General features: G+C 60.1%; 14 protein-coding genes and 3 rRNA genes. 16 read left to right on the top strand and 1 reads right to left on the bottom strand.

What is annotated here, in order from left to right:
• Positions 1-185: 185 nt before the first annotated feature.
• The 13 genes from QQ658_RS08050 (at position 186) to QQ658_RS07990 (ending at position 14,960) form a co-directional block, all read left to right on the top strand.
• Entirely contained in the window at positions 186-689 is a 504-nt protein-coding gene (locus QQ658_RS08050) for an arginine repressor (protein WP_286024357.1), read from the top strand.
• Between the two features lie 140 nt (positions 690-829).
• Complete coding sequence (gene argH / locus QQ658_RS08045) at positions 830-2,182, top strand: argininosuccinate lyase (protein WP_502928955.1); 1,353 nt, start codon at positions 830-832, stop codon at positions 2,180-2,182.
• Between the two features lie 176 nt (positions 2,183-2,358).
• A complete protein-coding gene (tyrS, locus tag QQ658_RS08040; protein WP_286024355.1) occupies positions 2,359-3,627 on the top strand; it encodes a tyrosine--tRNA ligase in 1,269 nt (422 codons plus the stop codon).
• Positions 3,628-3,958: 331 nt separating this feature from the next.
• The gene (locus QQ658_RS08035; protein WP_286024354.1) at positions 3,959-4,159 is read left to right on the top strand and encodes a hypothetical protein; all 201 of its coding nucleotides are present in this window, start codon (positions 3,959-3,961) and stop codon (positions 4,157-4,159) included.
• A 391-nt stretch (positions 4,160-4,550) separates the two neighbouring features.
• Positions 4,551-6,071 (top strand): 16S ribosomal RNA (locus tag QQ658_RS08030).
• Positions 6,072-6,459: 388 nt separating this feature from the next.
• Positions 6,460-9,563 (top strand): 23S ribosomal RNA (locus QQ658_RS08025).
• Positions 9,564-9,704: 141 nt separating this feature from the next.
• Positions 9,705-9,821 (top strand): 5S ribosomal RNA (rrf, locus tag QQ658_RS08020).
• Together the 16S, 23S and 5S rRNA genes form the textbook arrangement of a ribosomal RNA operon.
• 442 nt (positions 9,822-10,263) lie before the next feature.
• Positions 10,264-11,190 carry a ParA family protein gene (locus QQ658_RS08015; RefSeq protein ID WP_502928904.1) on the top strand — a complete coding sequence of 309 codons (927 nt, stop codon included), beginning with the start codon at positions 10,264-10,266 and terminating at the stop codon, positions 11,188-11,190.
• On the top strand, positions 11,175-11,507 hold the full coding sequence (locus QQ658_RS08010; RefSeq protein ID WP_286024353.1) for a hypothetical protein: 333 nt from the start codon (positions 11,175-11,177) through the stop codon (positions 11,505-11,507). Before QQ658_RS08015 ends, QQ658_RS08010 begins: the two co-directional genes overlap by 16 nt.
• Complete coding sequence (locus tag QQ658_RS08005) at positions 11,504-12,361, top strand: segregation and condensation protein A (protein WP_286024352.1); 858 nt, start codon at positions 11,504-11,506, stop codon at positions 12,359-12,361. The genes QQ658_RS08010 and QQ658_RS08005 overlap by 4 nt, the downstream gene beginning before the upstream one ends.
• Positions 12,358-13,101 (top strand): SMC-Scp complex subunit ScpB, encoded by a 744-nt coding sequence (gene scpB / locus QQ658_RS08000; RefSeq protein WP_286024351.1) that lies wholly within the window; start codon positions 12,358-12,360, stop codon positions 13,099-13,101. Before QQ658_RS08005 ends, scpB begins: the two co-directional genes overlap by 4 nt.
• Positions 13,082-13,819, top strand: coding sequence for a pseudouridine synthase (locus tag QQ658_RS07995; protein ID WP_286024350.1), 738 nt, complete (start codon positions 13,082-13,084; stop codon positions 13,817-13,819). The genes scpB and QQ658_RS07995 overlap by 20 nt, the downstream gene beginning before the upstream one ends.
• 100 nt (positions 13,820-13,919) lie before the next feature.
• Positions 13,920-14,960 (top strand): FKBP-type peptidyl-prolyl cis-trans isomerase, encoded by a 1,041-nt coding sequence (locus tag QQ658_RS07990; protein WP_286024349.1) that lies wholly within the window; start codon positions 13,920-13,922, stop codon positions 14,958-14,960.
• 108 nt (positions 14,961-15,068) lie between these two features.
• Here QQ658_RS07990 and gluQRS read toward each other — a convergent pair whose 3' ends face one another.
• A complete protein-coding gene (gene gluQRS, locus QQ658_RS07985) occupies positions 15,069-15,983 on the bottom strand; it encodes a tRNA glutamyl-Q(34) synthetase GluQRS (RefSeq protein ID WP_286024348.1) in 915 nt (304 codons plus the stop codon).
• 223 nt (positions 15,984-16,206) lie between these two features.
• Between gluQRS and QQ658_RS07980 the strand changes: the two genes are divergently transcribed.
• From QQ658_RS07980 to tatA, 3 genes are all read left to right on the top strand, one after another.
• Positions 16,207-17,184, top strand: coding sequence for a helix-turn-helix transcriptional regulator (locus tag QQ658_RS07980; protein WP_286024347.1), 978 nt, complete (start codon positions 16,207-16,209; stop codon positions 17,182-17,184).
• Positions 17,185-17,189: 5 nt separating this feature from the next.
• Entirely contained in the window at positions 17,190-18,146 is a 957-nt protein-coding gene (locus QQ658_RS07975; RefSeq protein ID WP_286024346.1) for a helix-turn-helix transcriptional regulator, read from the top strand.
• Between the two features lie 282 nt (positions 18,147-18,428).
• On the top strand, positions 18,429-18,863 hold the full coding sequence (gene tatA, locus QQ658_RS15530; protein ID WP_286024345.1) for a twin-arginine translocase TatA/TatE family subunit: 435 nt from the start codon (positions 18,429-18,431) through the stop codon (positions 18,861-18,863).
• Positions 18,864-18,868: the final 5 nt, after the last annotated feature.

Below are 18,868 nucleotides of genomic sequence, written 5' to 3'. Positions count from 1 at the left end.
CATCCATCGTGTGGAGCGAGCGGGGCAGTGGCCTGGGCAAAGCCCGGGTGCATCAATGAGTCATCTGAACCCACCGATACCTCATGCTGGACCGCCATGGTGTTGAGCGAGCAGGGCGGTGGCTTAGCAGCACTCGGGTGCATCAAAGAGTCACTTACACCCGCCGACATCAGGAAGGTAGTCCAGTGACCGAGGAGGCGCAGCCCAGGGGGTCCAGTAGGGTGGCCCGCCAGGCCCGCATCATCGAGTTGATCCAACAACATGAGATTGGCTCGCAGGCAGAACTCGCTGAACTGCTCGCGGATAGCGGAATCTCGGTGAGCCAGGGCACTCTCAGCAAGGACCTGCTCGAGGTCGGCGCGGTGCGGGTACGCAACGCGGCGGGAGCGTTGGTCTATGCCCCGCCGTCCGCCGAGATCTCCTCTGATCACGCGGCATACGAGGCCAGATTGGCCAGGATATGTGTCGAGATGTTGATCTCCGCTCAGGGCTCGGCCAACCTCACCGTGCTGAAGACACCGCCCGGTGCCGCCCAATACTTCGCCTCGGTGATCGACAGAGTCTCGAATGAGGCCATCCTCGGCACCATCGCAGGCGATGACTCGATCCTGGTGATCGCCCGCGACGCCACCGGTGGCCTCGCCCTGGCGAGTTGGTTCGATGGCCTCGCGTCCGGCGAAGCCTCGTGAGCTCCTGGACGCCCAACTATCACCGAAGTTACGAAGTGCGCCATGATGAAACCGTGAACCAAACTCCTGATCAACCAGCAGCACAGCACGCCGAAGGATTCTTGTGGGGCGGGCGATTCGCCGGCGGCCCGGCTGACGCGATGTTCGCATTGTCGGTCTCGACCCAATTCGACTGGCGGTTGGCCTTGGACGATCTGGACGGCTCGATCGCTCATGCCGGCGCGTTGCGTTCTGCAGGTTTGTTGAGTGATGACGACCACGACGCGATGGTGCAGGCCCTGCAGCAATTGCGGGCCGACGTCGAGTCCGGGCTGGTCACCGCCGATCCCACCGACGAGGATGTGCACGGGGCGCTCGAACGGCTGTTGATCGAGCGGGTCGGTCCCGAACTGGGCGGACGCCTGCGCGCCGGCCGCTCCCGCAACGATCAGATCGCGACATTGATCCGGCGCTGGATACGCCGTGAAGTCCGCTCGCTGAGCCTCGACGTCTTACGTGTGGTGAAGGCTCTGCGTGATCAGGCGGACGCAAACCTGGGTGCGATCATGCCCGGACGCACCCACATGCAGACCGCGCAGCCGGTGCTGCTGTCCCATCAATTGCTCGCTCACGCGTGGCCGCTGCTGCGTGATATCCAGCGTCTGCACGACCTCGACAAGAGGGCTGCCGTGAGCCCCTACGGCTCGGCTGCACTGGCCGGGACCTCGCTCGGGCTGGATCCCGAGCAGGTGGCGACCGATCTCGGCTTCACCTCGTCGGTGGCGAACTCGATCGATGGAACTGCCTCCCGCGATGTGATCGTCGAGACCAGCTACGTGTTGGCCCAGATCGGCGTGGATCTGTCGACGCTGTCGGAGGACATCATCATCTGGGTGACTCCCGAGTTCGGATTCGCAAAGCTGGACGATGCGTGGTCGACCGGGTCGTCCATCATGCCGCAGAAGAAGAATCCTGATATCGCCGAGCTTGCCCGGGGCAAGGCCGGACGCTTCATCGGAAACCTCGCCGGTCTGCTGGCCACCTGCAAGGGTCTGCCGCTCGCTTATGACCGTGATTTGCAAGAAGACAAAGAGCCGCTGTTCGACTCCTTCGACCAGCTGAAGATCCTGCTGCCGGCAATGGCCGGCCTGGTAGCAACGCTGACCTTCGATGCGGATCGGATGGCCCAGGCCGCTCCGCGAGGGTTCTCTCTTGCCACCGACATGGCCGACTGGCTGGTGCGTCAAGGCGTGCCCTTTGCGAGGGCCCACGATGTGGCAGGTTCCGCAGTGAAGTTCTGCGAGGCGAACGGTATCGAGTTGGCCGACCTCACACCCGACCAACTACCGACAATTGCTCCCGAGCTGACCCCTGACGTCTTGGACGTGCTGACCATTGAGGGCTCGGTTGCCTCCCGCAACGGCCGTGGTGGCACCGCGCCCGATCGCGTCCGTGAGCAGATCACCGAGTTGGACGCCGCCTCCAGCGCCGCGAACGACTGGGCCAGCGCCTAACCCAGAGCCTGAGCGTCTCTTCAAACCTCAGCCACGATCCAGCCAAACGCTCGCAGTCGTTCACAGACGCCTATCCAAACTGAGTTCGCTCGCGTTGCAACAGCAGCGGACTCAGTTTGGGCGAGCGGGTGAAACCGGCGATGAGCGTCGGGTGGTTGCCCGGTAGTCTGGCCCTCGTGAACGCACTGCTTGATGAACTGAATTGGCGTGGCTTTGTGGCCCAATCCACCGACGCGGACGCTCTCGCGTCCCACCTGGACGCAGGGCCGGTCACGTCTTATGTGGGCTTCGATCCAACCGCCGCGAGCCTCCATATCGGTCACCTGATGCAGTTACTGCTGGCCCGTCGCCTACAAGAGGCAGGGCATCGTCCGATCCTGTTGGTCGGCGGGGCAACCGGCATGATCGGCGACCCGAAAATGACCGGCGAACGTGTCATGAATCAGGTCAATGTCGTGGCCGAATGGGCCGAACGGTTACGCAGCCAAGTGAGCAAATACGTCAGCTTCGAAGGCAGCAACGCCGCGATCGTTGAGAACAACTTCAACTGGATGTCCCAGATGTCGGCGCTCGACTTCTTGCGCGACGTCGGCAAGCATTTCTCGGTGAATCGGATGCTCGCCCGCGATGTGGTGGCCAGGCGACTGAACGATGGCATCAGCTTTACCGAGTTCTCCTACGTTCTCCTGCAGTCGTTGGACTACCTGGAGCTGTACCGCAAGTACGGGGCGACTCTGCAAACCGGTGCCCAGGACCAATGGGGCAACATCACGGCCGGCATCGACTTTATTCGCCGTACCGAAGGCGCCACAGCGCACGGCTTGGTGACCCCGTTGCTGACGAAGGCCGATGGCACCAAATTCGGCAAGACCGAGACCGGCACAGTCTGGATCGACCCCGAGCTCACCTCCGCGTTCGCCTTCCACCAGTTCTGGCTGAACGCCGAGGACGCCAAGGTCATTGACTACCTGAAGATCTTCTCCTGGCGCAGCCATGATGAGATCGAACAGCTGGCTCTCGAAACAAAGGAGGCGCCGCACAAGCGTGCTGCCCAGCGTGCCCTTGCCGACGACGTCACCGATCTGGTGCACGGTAAAGCCGAACGTGAGGCCGCCGAGCTGGCAGGCAAGGCACTATTCGGGCGCGGAGACTTGACCGCACTCCCGGAATCGACAGTCAACGCCGTGATGTCCGAACTTGGTGCGGTCGAGATCACTCGCCGCGATGGCCAATTGCCACTAGTCTCCGACGCGCTCGCTGCCAGTGGAGTGGTGAACTCAAAGTCGGCCGGACGCAGGGCCATCGCCGAGGGCGGCGCCTACGTGAACAACCAGAAAGTGACGGACGCCGAGGCTCGCTTGAGTGAGGACGATTTGCTGGGTGGACGATGGGCTCTGCTCCGCCGGGGCAAGCGCACCGTAGGCTCGGTGAAGATCCTCGGCTAGTTTCCGAGGGTAATCGCCGGTCTCTATCGAGATACCGATAGGTGTGGCCCCGTGGCTGTGAGTTCGTTTCGCAGCTACGGGGCTTCCTTCGTCATTACGGGCGGCCTTGGCCAGGTTGCGCACGAGCTGGTGGCGTTGCCGCAGCCCTGGTCAGCGCGATCAGCCGAGATCGCGAACGGGCCGGGGGCAACGAGAGACAACTCTCGATTTGCGCAGCGTGTCAGGCGTGTGTAATGTAGGCGAAGCCTTCTGGGGCTGAAAAAACAGAGGATCTTGAAATATAGGTCTTTGACTAGGGATTTTACTCTCGGTCAGGTTTTTGAGGTGCTGGTTGGCGATCAGCTTTCTGGTTCTTGCGGAGCAGAGGGGTGTGCGTCCGAGTTGGGCCCGCCCTGAGCTTTCAAGAGAAACAGAGTGGGGATCGGATCTCGATTTGATTCTCACGGCGAAGATCGTTAAAGTAGATCAAGTCGCCTCGACCGGGATTACCGGTAAAAGCGGCAAATTGAAAATGAAAGATGATTCCTTTTGAAGGTTGTTTCTGGTGATTTTTCGGAATCGCAGAGATGGGCTTCGGAATTGAATCGGTAAACATTACGGTCAGCGATCGGGTTTGACTTCGGTTGTTTGGTTTGGTAGTGTTTGCTGGGTTGCCTGGCTGGGGTTTTCGGGGGGTTTTCTTCCGGGGGTTTTGGTTGTGGTGTCCGATTTTTGAGAACTCAACAGTGTGCTTTTATAGTCAATGCATTTATTTTATGGCATGAGCAAATGTTTTTTGTTTGTTTGTGTTTCCCGTGCCAGGACTTTGGTTTTGGTTTGGGTTTCCTTTGATGAAAATTTTTGCTGGCTGATGGCCTTTTGGGTTGTTGGTTGGTTTTTTTGTCAGTGTTTGGATTCTCTTGGGGGATTGTTTTTACAGTTTTTCATTGGAGAGTTTGATCCTGGCTCAGGACGAACGCTGGCGGCGTGCTTAACACATGCAAGTCGAACGGTAAGGCCTCTTCGGGGGTACACGAGTGGCGAACGGGTGAGTAACGCGTGAGTAACCTGCCCTTCACTTTGGGATAACAGTGGGAAACTGCTGCTAATACCGGATATTCACATCTTGCCGCATGGTGGGGTGTGGAAAGTTCTGGCGGTGGGGGATGGGCTCGCGTCCTATCAGCTTGTTGGTGGGGTGATGGCCTACCAAGGCGTCGACGGGTAGCCGGCCTGAGAGGGCGACCGGCCACATTGGGACTGAGATACGGCCCAGACTCCTACGGGAGGCAGCAGTGGGGAATATTGCACAATGGGCGGAAGCCTGATGCAGCAACGCCGCGTGCGGGATGACGGCCTTCGGGTTGTAAACCGCTTTCAGCAGGGACGAAGCTTTTGTGACGGTACCTGTAGAAGAAGCACCGGCTGACTACGTGCCAGCAGCCGCGGTGATACGTAGGGTGCGAGCGTTGTCCGGATTTATTGGGCGTAAAGAGCTTGTAGGTGGTTGGTTGCGTCGAAAGTGCAAACTCAGGGCTTAACTTTGAGCCTGCTTTCGATACGGGCTGACTTGAGGGATGTAGGGGAGAATGGAATTCCCGGTGGAGCGGTGGAATGCGCAGATATCGGGAGGAACACCAGTGGCGAAGGCGGTTCTCTGGACATTTCCTGACGCTGAGAAGCGAAAGCGTGGGGAGCAAACAGGCTTAGATACCCTGGTAGTCCACGCTGTAAACGGTGGGTACTAGGTGTGGGGGACATTCCACGTTCTCTGTGCCGTAGCTAACGCATTAAGTACCCCGCCTGGGGAGTACGGCCGCAAGGCTAAAACTCAAAGGAATTGACGGGGCCCCGCACAAGCGGCGGAGCATGCGGATTAATTCGATGCAACGCGAAGAACCTTACCTGGGTTTGACATATACCGGAAGCGTTCAGAGATGGGCGTGCCGTAAGGTCGGTATACAGGTGGTGCATGGCTGTCGTCAGCTCGTGTCGTGAGATGTTGGGTTAAGTCCCGCAACGAGCGCAACCCTCGTCCAATGTTGCCAGCGGGTTATGCCGGGGACTCATTGGAGACCGCCGGGGTCAACTCGGAGGAAGGTGGGGATGACGTCAAGTCATCATGCCCCTTATGTCCAGGGCTTCACGCATGCTACAATGGCCGGTACAAACAGTTGCGAGCTTGTAAGGGTGAGCGAATCTGAAAAAGCCGGTCTCAGTTCGGATTGGGGTCTGCAACTCGACCTCATGAAGTCGGAGTCGCTAGTAATCGCAGATCAGCAACGCTGCGGTGAATACGTTCCCGGGGCTTGTACACACCGCCCGTCAAGTCATGAAAGTCGGTAACACCCGAAGCCGGTGGCCTAACCCCTTGTGGGAGGGAATCGTCGAAGGTGGGACTGGTAATTAGGACTAAGTCGTAACAAGGTAGCCGTACCGGAAGGTGCGGCTGGATCACCTCCTTTCTAAGGAGCCATTCATAGCCCGCGATGTTTCGTGTGGTTCATGTTTCCACTGGTTTGCCGGCGAGTGTTCGGTGAGTGGTGGTGGCTGTTTATGTGTGGAAGCTTGACTAGGAAAGCCAATACGGTTCGTGCCGGCTAGTACTGCCCTTTTGTGGGGTGTGGAGGGTTGGTGGGGGTGTTCGGTTGGTGTATTGGGAGCACACTGTTGGGTGTCTGAGGGATCGGCCATCGGTTGGTGATTCTTCTAGCGGAGCTTGCTGGTCATGAATGTTTTGTTTGTGGCTGGTGGGTTGTCGCCCGTATGTTGAGAACTTTACAGTGGACGCGAGCATCTTTTGTGGCAAACGTTTTGTTGTGTTTGCTGCTGTATTTTTTGTTGTTTTGTGGTAGGTAAGCTACTAAGTGCAATCGGTGGATGCCTGGGCACCAAGAGCCGATGAAGGACGTGGGAATCTGCGATATGCCTCGGGGAGTCGATAACCAGGCTGTGATCCGGGGATTTCCGAATAGGGAAACCTTGAAGTTACCGGAGTTATGTCCGGCGACCTCTGCCTGAATGTATAGGGCAGTTGGAGGGAACGCGGGGAAGTGAAACATCTTAGTACCCGTAGGAGAAGAAAACAATTGTGATTCCGTGAGTAGTGGCGAGCGAAAGCGGAGGAGGCTAAACCATGCGTGTGTGTGAGCCGGCAGGTGTTGCATGTGTGGGGTTGTGGGACTGTTTGAACCTTGCTGCCGTGGGGTTGACGAGTGATAAATGACTGTTGAAGTGGAAGCATTCTGGGAAGGTGCGGTAGAGAAGGTGAAACCCCTGTAGACGTAAGACAGTCACTCGTGAATGGTATCCCAAGTAATGCGGAACTCCTGAAATTCTGCATGAATCTGGCGGGACCACCCGTTAAGCCTAAATACTCCTTGGTGACCGATAGCGGACAAGTACCGTGAGGGAAAGGTGAAAAGTACCCCGGGAGGGGAGTGAAATAGTACCTGAAACCGGTTGCATACAATCCGTCGGAGCGACGGCTTTTGGTCATTGTGACGGCGTGCCTTTTGAAGAATGAGCCTGCGAGTTAGTGGTGTGTGGCGAGGTTAACCCGGGTGGGGTAGCCGTAGCGAAAGCGAGTCCGAATAGGGCGATTTGAGTCGCATGCTCTAGACCCGAAGCGGTGTGATCTATCCATGGCCAGGGTGAAGCGACGGTAAGACGTCGTGGAGGCCCGAACCGACCAGGGTTGAAAACCTGGCGGATGAGCTGTGGATAGGGGTGAAAGGCCAATCAAACACCGTGATAGCTGGTTCTCCCCGAAATGCATTTAGGTGCAGCGTTGCGTGTTTCTTGCCGGAGGTAGAGCACTGGATGGTCTAGGGGGCTTACCAGCTTACTGAAATCAGCCAAACTCCGAATGCCGGTAAGTGAGAGCGTGGCAGTGAGACTGCGGGCGATAAGGTTCGTAGTCGAGAGGGAAACAGCCCAGATCATCAGCTAAGGCCCCTAAGCGGTAACTAAGTGGAAAAGGATGTGGAGTTGCGGTGACAACCAGGAGGTTGGCTTGGAAGCAGCCATCCTTGAAAGAGTGCGTAATAGCTCACTGGTCAAGTGATTCTGCGCCGACAATTTAGCGGGGCTCAAGTTATCCGCCGAAGCTGTGGCAATCACACGATGCCTGATTCCTTGTGGATCCAGGTGTGTGGTTGGGTAGGGGAGCGTCGGGTGTGCGGGGAAGCGTTGGGGTGACCTGGCGTGGAGTGCACTCGAGTGAGAATGCAGGCATGAGTAGCGAATGACGGGTGAGAAACCCGTCCGCCGAATATCCAAGGGTTCCAGGGTCAAGCTAATCTGCCCTGGGTGAGTCGGGACCTAAGGCGAGGCCGACAGGCGTAGTCGATGGACAACGGGTTGATATTCCCGTACCGGCGGAGCAACGCCCGTGTCGAATCGCGTGATGCTAAGCACGCAAGCTGTCCTGGCGCGCCTTCGGGTGTGTGGGGTGGTGAGTCTGTGAACCGATCGTGTAGTAGGCAAGCTGCGGAGGGACGCAGGGAGGTAGCCGTACCGGGTGATGGTTGTCCCGGGGTAAGTGTTCGAGGGTGTCGGGTAGGTAAATCCGTCCGGCATATAGCCTGAGGCATGATGCATAGACCGTTAATGGTTGAATTCGGTGATCCTGTGCTGCCTAGAAAATCTTCGTGAGCGAGTTGTGAGCCGCCCGTACCCTAAACCGACACAGGTGGATGAGTAGAGAATACTAAGGCGATCGAGATAATCGTGGTGAAGGAACTCGGCAAAATACCCCCGTAACTTCGGGATAAGGGGGACCGGAGGGGTGCAAGCCCTGAGGGTCGCAGAGACCACGCCCAAGCGACTGTTTACCAAAAACACAGGTCCGTGCCAAGTTGTAAGACGATGTATACGGACTGACTCCTGCCCGGTGCTGGAAGGTTAAGGGGAACTGTTAGCGTATGCGAAGCGGTGAACTTAAGCCCCAGTAAACGGCGGTGGTAACTATAACCATCCTAAGGTAGCGAAATTCCTTGTCGGGTAAGTTCCGACCTGCACGAATGGAGTAACGATTTGGGCACTGTCTCCACCACGAACTCGGCGAAATTGCATTACGAGTAAAGATGCTCGTTACGCGCAGCAGGACGGAAAGACCCCGGGACCTTTACTATAGTTTGGTATTGGTGATCGGGACGACTTGTGTAGGATAGGTGGGAGACTGTGAAATCATCACGCTAGTGGTGGTGGAGTCATCGTTGAAATACCACTCTGGTCGTTCTGGTTATCTAACCTGGGACCATGATCTGGTTCAGGGACAGTGCCTGATGGGTAGTTTGACTGGGGCGGTCGCCTCCTAAAAGGTAACGGAGGCGCCCAAAGGTTCCCTCAGCCTGGTTGGCAATCAGGTGTTGAGTGTAAATGCACAAGGGAGCTTGACTGTGAGACAGACATGTCGAGCAGGGACGAAAGTCGGGATTAGTGATCTTACGGTGGCAGGTGGAAGCGCCGTAACTCAACGGATAAAAGGTACCCCGGGGATAACAGGCTGATCTTGCCCGAGCGCTCACAGCGACGGCATGGTTTGGCACCTCGATGTCGGCTCGTCGCATCCTGGGGCTGGAGTCGGTCCCAAGGGTTGGGCTGTTCGCCCATTAAAGCGGCACGCGAGCTGGGTTCAGAACGTCGTGAGACAGTTCGGTCCCTATCCGCTGCGCGCGTAGGAATCTTGAGAAGAGCTGTCCTTAGTACGAGAGGACCGGGACGGACTAACCTCTGGTGTGCCAGTTGTTCTGCCAAGAGCACGGCTGGTTGGCTACGTTGGGAAGTGATAACCGCTGAAAGCATCTAAGTGGGAAGCACGCTTCAAGATGAGGATTCCCACACCCTTGCGAGGGTGGTAAGGTCCCCGACAGATCATCGGGTTGATAGGCCGGACGTGGAAGCACAGTAATGTGTGGAGCTGACCGGTACTAATAGACCGAGGGCTTACCCCCAAAACAAACAATCCTCTTACACCAGCACACATGTTGTGTTGCCACGAGGGTCTCGCGTCCACTGTGAAGTATCCCAGGATACGGACAACCACCCAAACCCTCGGGGTTCGGATGCCGGTTTGACAAGTATTCTCATAGAGTTACGGTGGTCATAGCGTAAGGGAAACACCCGGACCCATTCCGAACCCGGAAGTTAAGCCTTACCACGCCGATTGTACTGCAGCCGCCAGGCTGTGGGAGACTAGGACACCGCCGAACACCACAAACTCCCCCAGAGCTTTCTCTGGGGGAGTTTTTTTATTTCCTGATCTCTTAATTTAAACTTTTCGGGAACGCGGCTCTTATTTGGCAGCCGCCTTAGAGGCGGTTTGCGTTTTTGTCTCTGGGCCGGTGAGGTATGGTCGGGCACCGTCTATTCGGACAGTTAATTTTGCGCAGGAAATCTTATTTCACCGACAGATATTTGAGTGCTGAGAGCTTCTTGTTGTCGACTATTTGAGATTCCGATTCAAAACGATGATCGTCCGGCTCGGGTCAATTGACCCACAGCTATGCAGGTCACGTGTGGCGGAGCGGATCAAGTCTGGAGGCAGCATCGAGACTCACTATCGATTCGGGCGTGTCCGGCGTCCGTCGGAGCGGCCTGGTGATATGTCGACTAATCTTTGGTGCGTTACCCCGGCGGAGAAGGAGCACGTGCATGGACGACGAATCAACGCGGGCGGACGATGGGCTGTTCGAGGTTGAGATGCCAGAAGAACAGGCATCACCCGAGGAGCACGATGAACTCGGGCCCACCGGGCGTCCGTTCCCTGACCTGCCAGAACCGACGCCCCCAGAATCGGGCCCCAAACACGCCATCGTGATCTCGATGACAAATCAGAAGGGCGGGGTCGGCAAGACCACGAGCACGATCAACCTGGGGGCGGCGCTCGCCGAAGTCGGACGACGGGTACTGTTGGTCGACTTCGATCCCCAAGGGTCGCTTTCCGTCGGGCTCGGCGTCAACCCCCACACCCTCGATCAGTCGATCTACAACCTGCTGCTCAGCAATGAGTATTCCTTCGATGAGATCGTGTTGTCGACGGCCACCGAGGGAATGGACTTGTTACCGGCCAACATCGATCTGTCCGCCGCCGAAGTCCAGCTGGTCAGCGAGGTTGCGCGAGAACAGACCCTGAAGCGGGTACTCGACAAGATTCGCGGCCGTTACGACTTCATCCTGATCGACTGTGCGCCTTCCCTGGGTCTGCTGACGATCAACGCGTTGACCGCCTCCGACAAGGTGATCATTCCCCTGGAGTGCGAGTTCTTCGCATTGCGCGGCGTCGCGCTGCTCACCGACACGATCTCGAAGGTCATCGATCGCCTGAACCCGGATCTCGAGATCATCGGCATCTTGGCGACCATGTACGACTCTCGCACGTTGCACAGCCGCGAGGTTTTGCAGCGGGTCTTGGAGGCATTCGGCGATACGGTCTTCCACACCGTCATCCGGCGTACCGTGAAGTTCCCCGAGACCTCTGTGGCAGGCGAGCCGATCACCAGCTACGCGTCCAACTCGCCTGGCGCTGCGGCCTACCGGACGCTCGCGAAAGAGGTGCTTGTTCGATGCCACGCCGTGTAAGTCTGCCCGGTGCAGATGAACTGTTCGGCGGGGCTCGAGCTGAAGCTCCCGACCAGCAGGCCGTGGCCTCGCAGCCGGCGAAACAGAAGAAGCCGACCTCAGGGCCGAGCGGACGCGTACGCCATGACGAGAAAATCACGGTCTACGTCAGTACCGACGAGTTGCTCAGTCTGGAACAGATCCGTTTGCGGCTGCGGGTCGACCACGGCATCAATGTCGACCGCGGACGATTGGTTCGTGTCGCCATCGGAATGCTGGCAGACGAATTGCCCGCCGGTGGCGAGAACGAGACAGTGTTGGAGCGGCTGCGCAAATGACCAGTGACGAGCAGCCGCTCGAGCCAGGCGGATCGTTCCTGATCCGCCTGGAGAACTTCGAGGGGCCGTTCGATCTGCTCCTGCAACTGATCGGGCGACGCCAGCTGGACATCACCGAGGTCGCACTCAGTCAGGTCACCGACGAGTTCATCGCGCACGTAAAGGTCGGTGGTCAGGTCTGGGATCTTGAACAGACCTCCTCGTTTCTCGTGGTGGCGGCAACCCTGCTGGATCTGAAGGCCGCTCGGCTGCTACCCAGCGGAGAGGTTGAGGATCCGGAGGATCTGGCCGTCTTGGAGGCCCGCGACCTGCTCTTCGCGCGTCTGTTGCAGTATCGCGCCTATAAGGAGGTCTCCCGCTGGTTCGCCGCGCAGATGGACGCCGAGCGGCAGGTCGCCGCGAGGCCTGGTGGGTTGGAGGAACAATTCCGCGGGCTATTGCCCGAGGTGACGATTCCCGGCGGTGTGGCTCGGTTGGCCACGCTGGCGGAGCGGGCGTTCACCCGGGAAAACGAGCAGATCATGCCCGTCTCGCAGCTGCACCTTCCTCAGATCAGTGTCGCCACGCAGGCGGAGTTCATCGTGTCCCGGCTGCGGTCGGCACGCACGCTGAGCTTCCGGGATCTCACCGCCGACGCGACGAAGCTGGAATGCGTCGCCCGGTTCTTGGCCTTACTCGAGCTGTTCCGGCGATCGCAGGTGAGCTTCGAACAACTTGCGCCCTTGGCCGAGCTGACCATCCGTTGGATGGGGGACGAGGCCGGACAGGTGGAGATCTCGGACGAGTTCGATCGTCCACCAGGCGATGACGTATCCGCAGCAAGCCCGGCAGAAGCCCCCGGAGGGACGACATGAATGCTGACCTCAGCGACGACCAGCGGGCCGGAATGTTGGAGGCGACCGGCAGAAGCCTCCGGAGGGACGACATGAATGCTGACACACCGGATCTCGTCGAGACCCCGGAGCCCGAATCGTGCGATGAGAGAACTGGCGGCAGCGGTCGCGGCGATGTGCAATCAGATCTCGAGGCATTGCTGATCATCGCGACCGAGCCATTGCCTGCCGAGCTGCTCGCGAGTGCGGTGGACGCGCCGATCGGTGTCGTCCGGCAGGCTCTCGAAGAGTTGCGTGACTTTTACGACCGGACCGGCAGGGGATTCCGGTTACGTGAGATCGCCGGAGGATGGCAGTATGCGACGCGTCCGGAACAAGCCGAGCTGATTTCCCAATGGGTGATCGAGGGTCAGCAGAACAGGCTCAGTCAGGCGTCCCTGGAGACACTTGCGGTGATCGCCTATGCGCAGCCGGTTTCGCGCTCCCGGGTGTCGGCCGTGCGAGGGGTCAACGTGGACGGGGTCGTCCGCACGCTGATAGCCCGAGGCCTGGTGTCGGAAACCGCACGGGACGAAACGAGTGGAGCCGGGCTGCTCGGCACCACGGATTATTTCCTTGAAAGGCTCGGGCTGGCTAGTCTGGAAGACCTGCCACCGATCGCACCGCATTTGCCTGAGGCCGCCGACCTGGCAGCCGAATTGTCTAATTTGGCAATCATTCCTGACGAGCTGGAGAAGACCGATGAACGACAAGCCAACTGAGGGCCTGCGCCTGCAAAAGGCTCTTGCGCAGGCGGGTGTCGCCAGCCGGCGGGCCAGCGAGGAGATGATCGCCGAGGGACGCGTCGAGGTCAATGGCCGGGTCGTCACCGAACAGGGCACCAGGGTCGATCCGGAGCACGATGTCATCCGCGTCGACGGCTCGCGGATTCCGCCGCCACGGCGTCACATGTATCTGGTGTTGAACAAACCGCGTGGTGTGGTCTCGACGATGGACGACCCGCAGGGGCGTCCGAACCTCGAACAGTATGTGCCGAGGCATCAGCGGCTGTTTCACGTCGGACGCCTTGACACCGAGACCGAGGGCCTGCTCATCCTGACCAATGATGGCGAATTCGCCAATCAGCTGTCGCATCCCTCCCACGAGGTGCCGAAGACCTATCTGGTGGAGGTCGAGGGCCTGCTCGACAACAAGACATTGCGCAGGCTGGAGAAGGGTGTCACTCTCGAAGACGGCCACATCAAGGCCGACAAGGTGAAATTGGTGCATCGGGCAGCCTCACGCAGCCTGGTGCAGATCACTTTGCATTCGGGACGCAACCGTATCGTCCGCCGCATGATGGATAGCGTCGGGCACCCGGTTCGCCAACTTGCACGGATCTCGATCGGACCGGTCAGGCTCGGGCAGCTTCAGGTCGGTGAGACTCGCGAGTTGACGCGCGAAGAGCTCGGGGAACTACTCGACGTCATTGATCGCTGAGACCGGGGCAGGGACAACAGGGTCGTGGGTGCGGCGTCCAGGTGGCGACCTCATACCGGGTTGATCGCAGGTTCTGGGATTGGTCGGGTAATCTGCATTGGTGCATGACGACCGAAATCACTCAGGATTCAAATCGCGGACGATACGCATGGGTGCTATCGCCGGCGCGCTCGCGCTGGCTTTGGCGTTGAGCGCGTGCGGCGGCGGTGACTCCGATGAGAGTCCCAGCCCTACCCCTTCTGAAGTGACGTCGAGTGACACTCCGAGTGCAACCCCGACGGTCGAGCCCGAGACCTTGACCGACCTCAGCGCCATTTCGGTGAGCGACGATTGGGGCACCGAGCCGACGATCGATGCGCCGTATCCGTTCGAGGTCGACGAGACCATGTCAAAGGTGATCATCGAAGGCGATGGCACCGAGGTGCCGAGCGACACGGCCACGGTCAACCTGCACTACGTGGGGATGAATGCGCGCAGCGGCGCGTTGTTCGACTCATCGTGGATCAATGGCGCTGCCACGACCTTTCCGCTCAACCAGCTGATCCCCGGCTTCGCCAAGGGAGTCGTGGGGCAAAAAGTCGGCAGCCGGGTGGCGATCGCGATCACCAGCTCCGATGGTTACGATCCGAATGGTCAAATCGACGCCGGCATCAATCCCGGCGATACTCTCCTCTTCATCGTCGACATTCTCGACAGCGAACTGGCCGGCCCCGAGGGGGAGCCGGTCGCCGTGCCGGACGGCCTACCGTCGGTTTCCGAAACCGACGGGGTCCCGGCGATCACCATCCCCGCCGATCTCGCCGAGCCGACCAGCGTGGGCGTCCAACCTCTGATCCAGGGCAGCGGACGAGCCCTCGAGGCGACCGATGCGCTGACGTCGCACGCAGTGTGCAGCACCTGGGACGGTACCGAGTACTACAACGATTACGGCTCGGCCGCGGTCACCGACGCCGTCGACGGTGGGGCCGTGCATCAGGCTCTCTTCAATGCCTTGGTGGGTCAACAGCTGGGCAGCCGCGTCCTGGTCACATTGCCCGGAGATCAGGCCTACCCGAACGGCAACAAGACGCCCTCGATGGCACCCAATACCGCGGCGGCGTGCGTGGTCGACATCTTGTTTACCCAGAGCTACAGCGGCTGATCGGGACGGCTCAGCAACTCAGCCGAAGACGTAGTGGCCTGATCCACCTGAACTATATGGGGGCTCTGGGGGGACGCGTGCGTTCTCGGCACGCCTGAAAGCTCGCTGTCACCATCCGCGGACGAGTCGTCCGGCATCGACAATCCAAGGCTCCCAGATCTCGGAGGCCCGCCACCAATCGCTGCCCCGCACTGCTTCGAGCAGTTGCGGGGCCGCGCCGGCTTGAGGCAATCCCGCAGATGCACACAACTGTGCGAAGACCCGAGGGGCTGGAATCTGGAGCGCGGCGAGATCGGCTAGCGTGACCGCACCATCACGTTTGGCGAGCCTGGCCCCGCTCTGGTTGATCGCCAGCCCGACATGCGCATACGTCGGTGGGCTGAATCCCAGCCTTGTCGCCAGCCACGCCTGCCGGGGAGCCGAATCGAGCAGGTCGGCGCCCCGGCAGACTTCGGAGATGCCTTGCAGGGCGTCGTCCACCACCACTGCCAGGTTGTAGGCAGGAGTGCCGTCGGCTCGGAAGAGCACGAAGTCGTCGACCGCTCCCGTGACATCGCCCGCGTGACGGTCATGAACGGTCATCATCGCGCCCTGCGCCCGCACCCGGATGGCTGCCCGCCGCGCCGCCCGCTTGGCTGCCCGCTCACGTTCGGTCAGATTCGCACAGGTGCCGGGGTAGGGACGATACGATCCGTGCGGCGCCTGTGAGGCCTCGGCGATCTCGCGGCGGGTGCAGAAACACTCGTAGGTGTCTAGGCCGGCGGCAGCGTCCCGGTAAAGATCCAAACGATCCGACTGGCGCACCGGCTCGCCATCCCAATCGATACCCAACACTTGAAGATCGCGAACCTGTCTGCGGGCGACCTCGGGTGCCGCGGCGACCCGCTGCTGATCGAGGTCTTCGATACGCAAGACGAACCTGCTCGACGAACTGCGGGCGAAAAGCCAGGCGAGCAGCGCAGTGCGCAGATTCCCGAGATGAAGGTCGGACGTGGGGCTGGGGGCGAATCGTCCGGTGGGCATGCGGGCGATTCTAGTTCGCCGCCACAGCTGCTGATGCAGTTTCAAGGGGAACGCTCGCAACGCGCGAATCGGTTGAGGTATCTCGAGGCATGCTGTCACTCACTGCCGTTGTTCTCGGAACAGCAGGGGGAGTATGCGGGCCTACGTGGGAGGGCCTCAGGGTCTGGTGGCCATGACCCTTGCCGAAGATATGCCGCTCATCGGCGGCTGCTAGCGTTTATGTGTGTCTGCGAGTAAGACCGAGAGACTGATCAACCTGACGATCCTGCTGCTCATGTCCAGGCGTTTTGTGTCCCGAGACAAGATCCGCGAGACCGTCGAGGACTATCGCGAGCTGAGTGAACAGAATTTCTTGCGCACTTTCGAGCGCGACAAGGACCTTCTGCGTTCCATGGGTATCCCGATCGAGACCGGAAGCAACGACAGCTTCTTCGAGGACGAGGAGGGCTACCGAATCTCACGAGGCGACTTCGAGCTGCCACCGATCGAATTCACTCGAGAAGAAGCGATGGCGTTGGGCATCGCCGCGAGCGTATGGCAGCAGGCGAGTGTGGCCGAACCCACCGCCCACGCGCTGGCGAAGCTGAGGGCGGCCGGCGTCGATCCGGATTCCGGCAGATTGGGGGCACTGCTGCCCCAGTTGAACGTGCATGAGCAGGCCTTCAATCCGCTTTGGGACGCGATGCTCGACCGCCAGGCCGTTCGTTTCGGCTATCGAGGCGGGGAACAGCGCATGGTGCAGCCGTGGCGGCTGATTTTGCGCAGCAACGGCGGGTATCTGCTGGGTTTCGATACCGGACGCGATGCCCCCCGCATTTTCAAGCTTTCCCGCATCGTTGGTGAGGTGTCCAGAACAGGCAAACCGGACGCGTTCGTCCCGCCGCCCGCCGAGAAGATGAACGAGCAGGTGACCAGGCTGATTCCCCAGCCCGATCTCGATGTCGTGCTGGCGATTCGGGCGGATCGGGCGCCCGCCTTGCGGCGCAGAGGAACCAAGGTGAGCGTCAGCCAGGTGCTGCCTCCCGGATTCGAGGCGTACCGGTTGCAGCTGGCCGGGGCCAACGCGGCTGCCGAGATCGCCAGTTACGGACCTGACCTGATCGTCCTGGAACCGGCCGACTTGAGAACCGAGGTATTGCGACAACTCGAAGAAGTGGTTCGGGCACACGGCGATGGTTTCCAAGAACCGACGGGGGTGTGACGGCGATGACAACTTCTCAAGATCAGGTCGCCCGGCTGCTCGCCATGGTGCCGTACCTGCAGGCGCATCCGGGAATCACCGTCGCCGAAACCGCGGAAGACTTCGGCATCAGCAAGAAGCAACTGCTGGCCGACCTGAATGTGTTGTGGATGTGTGGTCTTCCCGGTGGGCTTCCGGGCGACCTCATCGAGGTGGACATGGACGCCGCTCAGAATGAAGGCATCATCCACATCAGCAACGCCGACTACTTGACCAGGCCGGCGCGCTTCACGCCTGACGAAGCGGTCTCCCTCCTGGTGGCCTTACAAGCTGTTGCAGAGATGGCGACGGGTGAAGGGGGAGAGGCGGCGCGCAGCGCGGCCGTGAAACTTTCGGAGGCAACCGGGCAACGCGCCCCCGTCGTGCTGGCAGTCAACAAGGGAGACGATCAGATTCGTGAGACGCTGACCACCGCCATCGAGAACAGCCTGCAGCTGCGCCTTGTCTACGACGGGGCAGCCCGCGGCGAGACCAGCTATCCGGTAGTCGATCCCGCCGAGCTGCAGATGCGGGACTCGGTGGTCTACCTGCAGGCCTGGAGTGTCGAGCGCGAAGACTGGCGGACCTACCGGCTGGATCGCATCGCCGGGGCCGAACCGACCGGCAGATCGGCCACCGGCCACGGGGCCATTCCGTCGTTGGCCGGCGGCTGGTTCGATCAGTCCGATGGCGAGGTCGTGCTCGAATTGGCGCCGAGTGCCACCTGGGTGATCGACTACTATCCGGTTCGGGAGGTCGAGAAGAACGACGACGGTTCGGCTCGCGTCCGTTTCGCAGTGGCCGACGCGGCATGGCTGGACAGCCTGCTGTTGCGGCTCGGCGGGTCCGCCCGGGTAATGGTACCTGGGGGAGCAGGAGCGGCAGCGGCCGCGGCGGCGCAGGAAGCGATCGACCGGACCAGGGCCGTGTTCCCAGGAGATTGATCGTTAGGACCTCCAGAGAATTACTGCTACGCGTTAATTCTCTGTCAGGCCCTTATCGTTGTCGTGCCGGCGCTTGCAGGGCAACTATGGCTGATGAGGATGCTGGCAGTAAGGGCTTTTCATGCGGGTGGCAGTCCCGAGCAGATCTCGCTGCGGGAACGACATGCTTGTCAATTGGCCGGGTTGCGAGGCCTGGCGCTCGGCGACAGTGTGACGGTGGAGCGCATCGCGTGCAACCGGATACCATGGACATCACGCGCATCGTGAAAGCTGGAGGAAGTCATGGGTTCTATCGGTTGGCCGGAATTGGTGCTGATCCTGGTCGTCGTCTTGGTGCTCTTCGGCGGCACCCGGCTGGCAGGCCTGGGAAAGGCGTCCGGTAAGGCGATCCGCGAATTCAAAGAAGAAACCAAAGATCTCAAGAAGGACGACCCGAAAGCCGTCGAAGGCAATCAGCAGCCAACCGACCAACCTCAGATCACCGTCCAGCCAGGTGATCCCCAGCAGTACCAGGCGCAGCAGCCTTATGTGCAGCCAGGCTACGGCCAGCAGGCACAACCCCAGGCACCGCAGCAAACCGGCGGACAGCAACCTTTCACCCAACCGGCCGATCCCCGGCAGCCGTATCAGCAGGGCCGGCCCAGCTACGATCCCAATCAGACCCGGCCGGTTAACGACCCCCAGCAAGATCAGCAGCCTGGCTCGCAGCAGCAGTAGGGGCA

This window comes from Propionimicrobium sp. PCR01-08-3 (assembly GCF_030286045.1).
Classification (GTDB): Bacteria; Actinomycetota; Actinomycetes; order Propionibacteriales; family Propionibacteriaceae; genus Brooklawnia.
Note: the sequence above shows the minus strand (reverse complement) of the source record. Positions and strands in the feature narration are given on the sequence as shown.

What these genes read in the sequence shown, in the direction of transcription:
- argH (WP_502928955.1), top strand. Translation starts at nt 830, where the DNA reads ATGTTCGCATTGTCGGTCTCGACCCAATTCGACTGGCGGTTGGCCTTG.
- QQ658_RS08015 (WP_502928904.1), top strand. Translation starts at nt 10,264, where the DNA reads ATGGACGACGAATCAACGCGGGCGGACGATGGGCTGTTCGAGGTTGAG.
- QQ658_RS08010 (WP_286024353.1), top strand. Translation starts at nt 11,175, where the DNA reads ATGCCACGCCGTGTAAGTCTGCCCGGTGCAGATGAACTGTTCGGCGGG.
- QQ658_RS08005 (WP_286024352.1), top strand. Translation starts at nt 11,504, where the DNA reads ATGACCAGTGACGAGCAGCCGCTCGAGCCAGGCGGATCGTTCCTGATC.
- scpB (WP_286024351.1), top strand. Translation starts at nt 12,358, where the DNA reads ATGAATGCTGACCTCAGCGACGACCAGCGGGCCGGAATGTTGGAGGCG.
- QQ658_RS07995 (WP_286024350.1), top strand. Translation starts at nt 13,082, where the DNA reads ATGAACGACAAGCCAACTGAGGGCCTGCGCCTGCAAAAGGCTCTTGCG.
- gluQRS (WP_286024348.1), bottom strand. Translation starts at nt 15,983, where the DNA reads ATGCCCACCGGACGATTCGCCCCCAGCCCCACGTCCGACCTTCATCTC.
- QQ658_RS07975 (WP_286024346.1), top strand. Translation starts at nt 17,190, where the DNA reads ATGACAACTTCTCAAGATCAGGTCGCCCGGCTGCTCGCCATGGTGCCG.
- tatA (WP_286024345.1), top strand. Translation starts at nt 18,429, where the DNA reads ATGGGTTCTATCGGTTGGCCGGAATTGGTGCTGATCCTGGTCGTCGTC.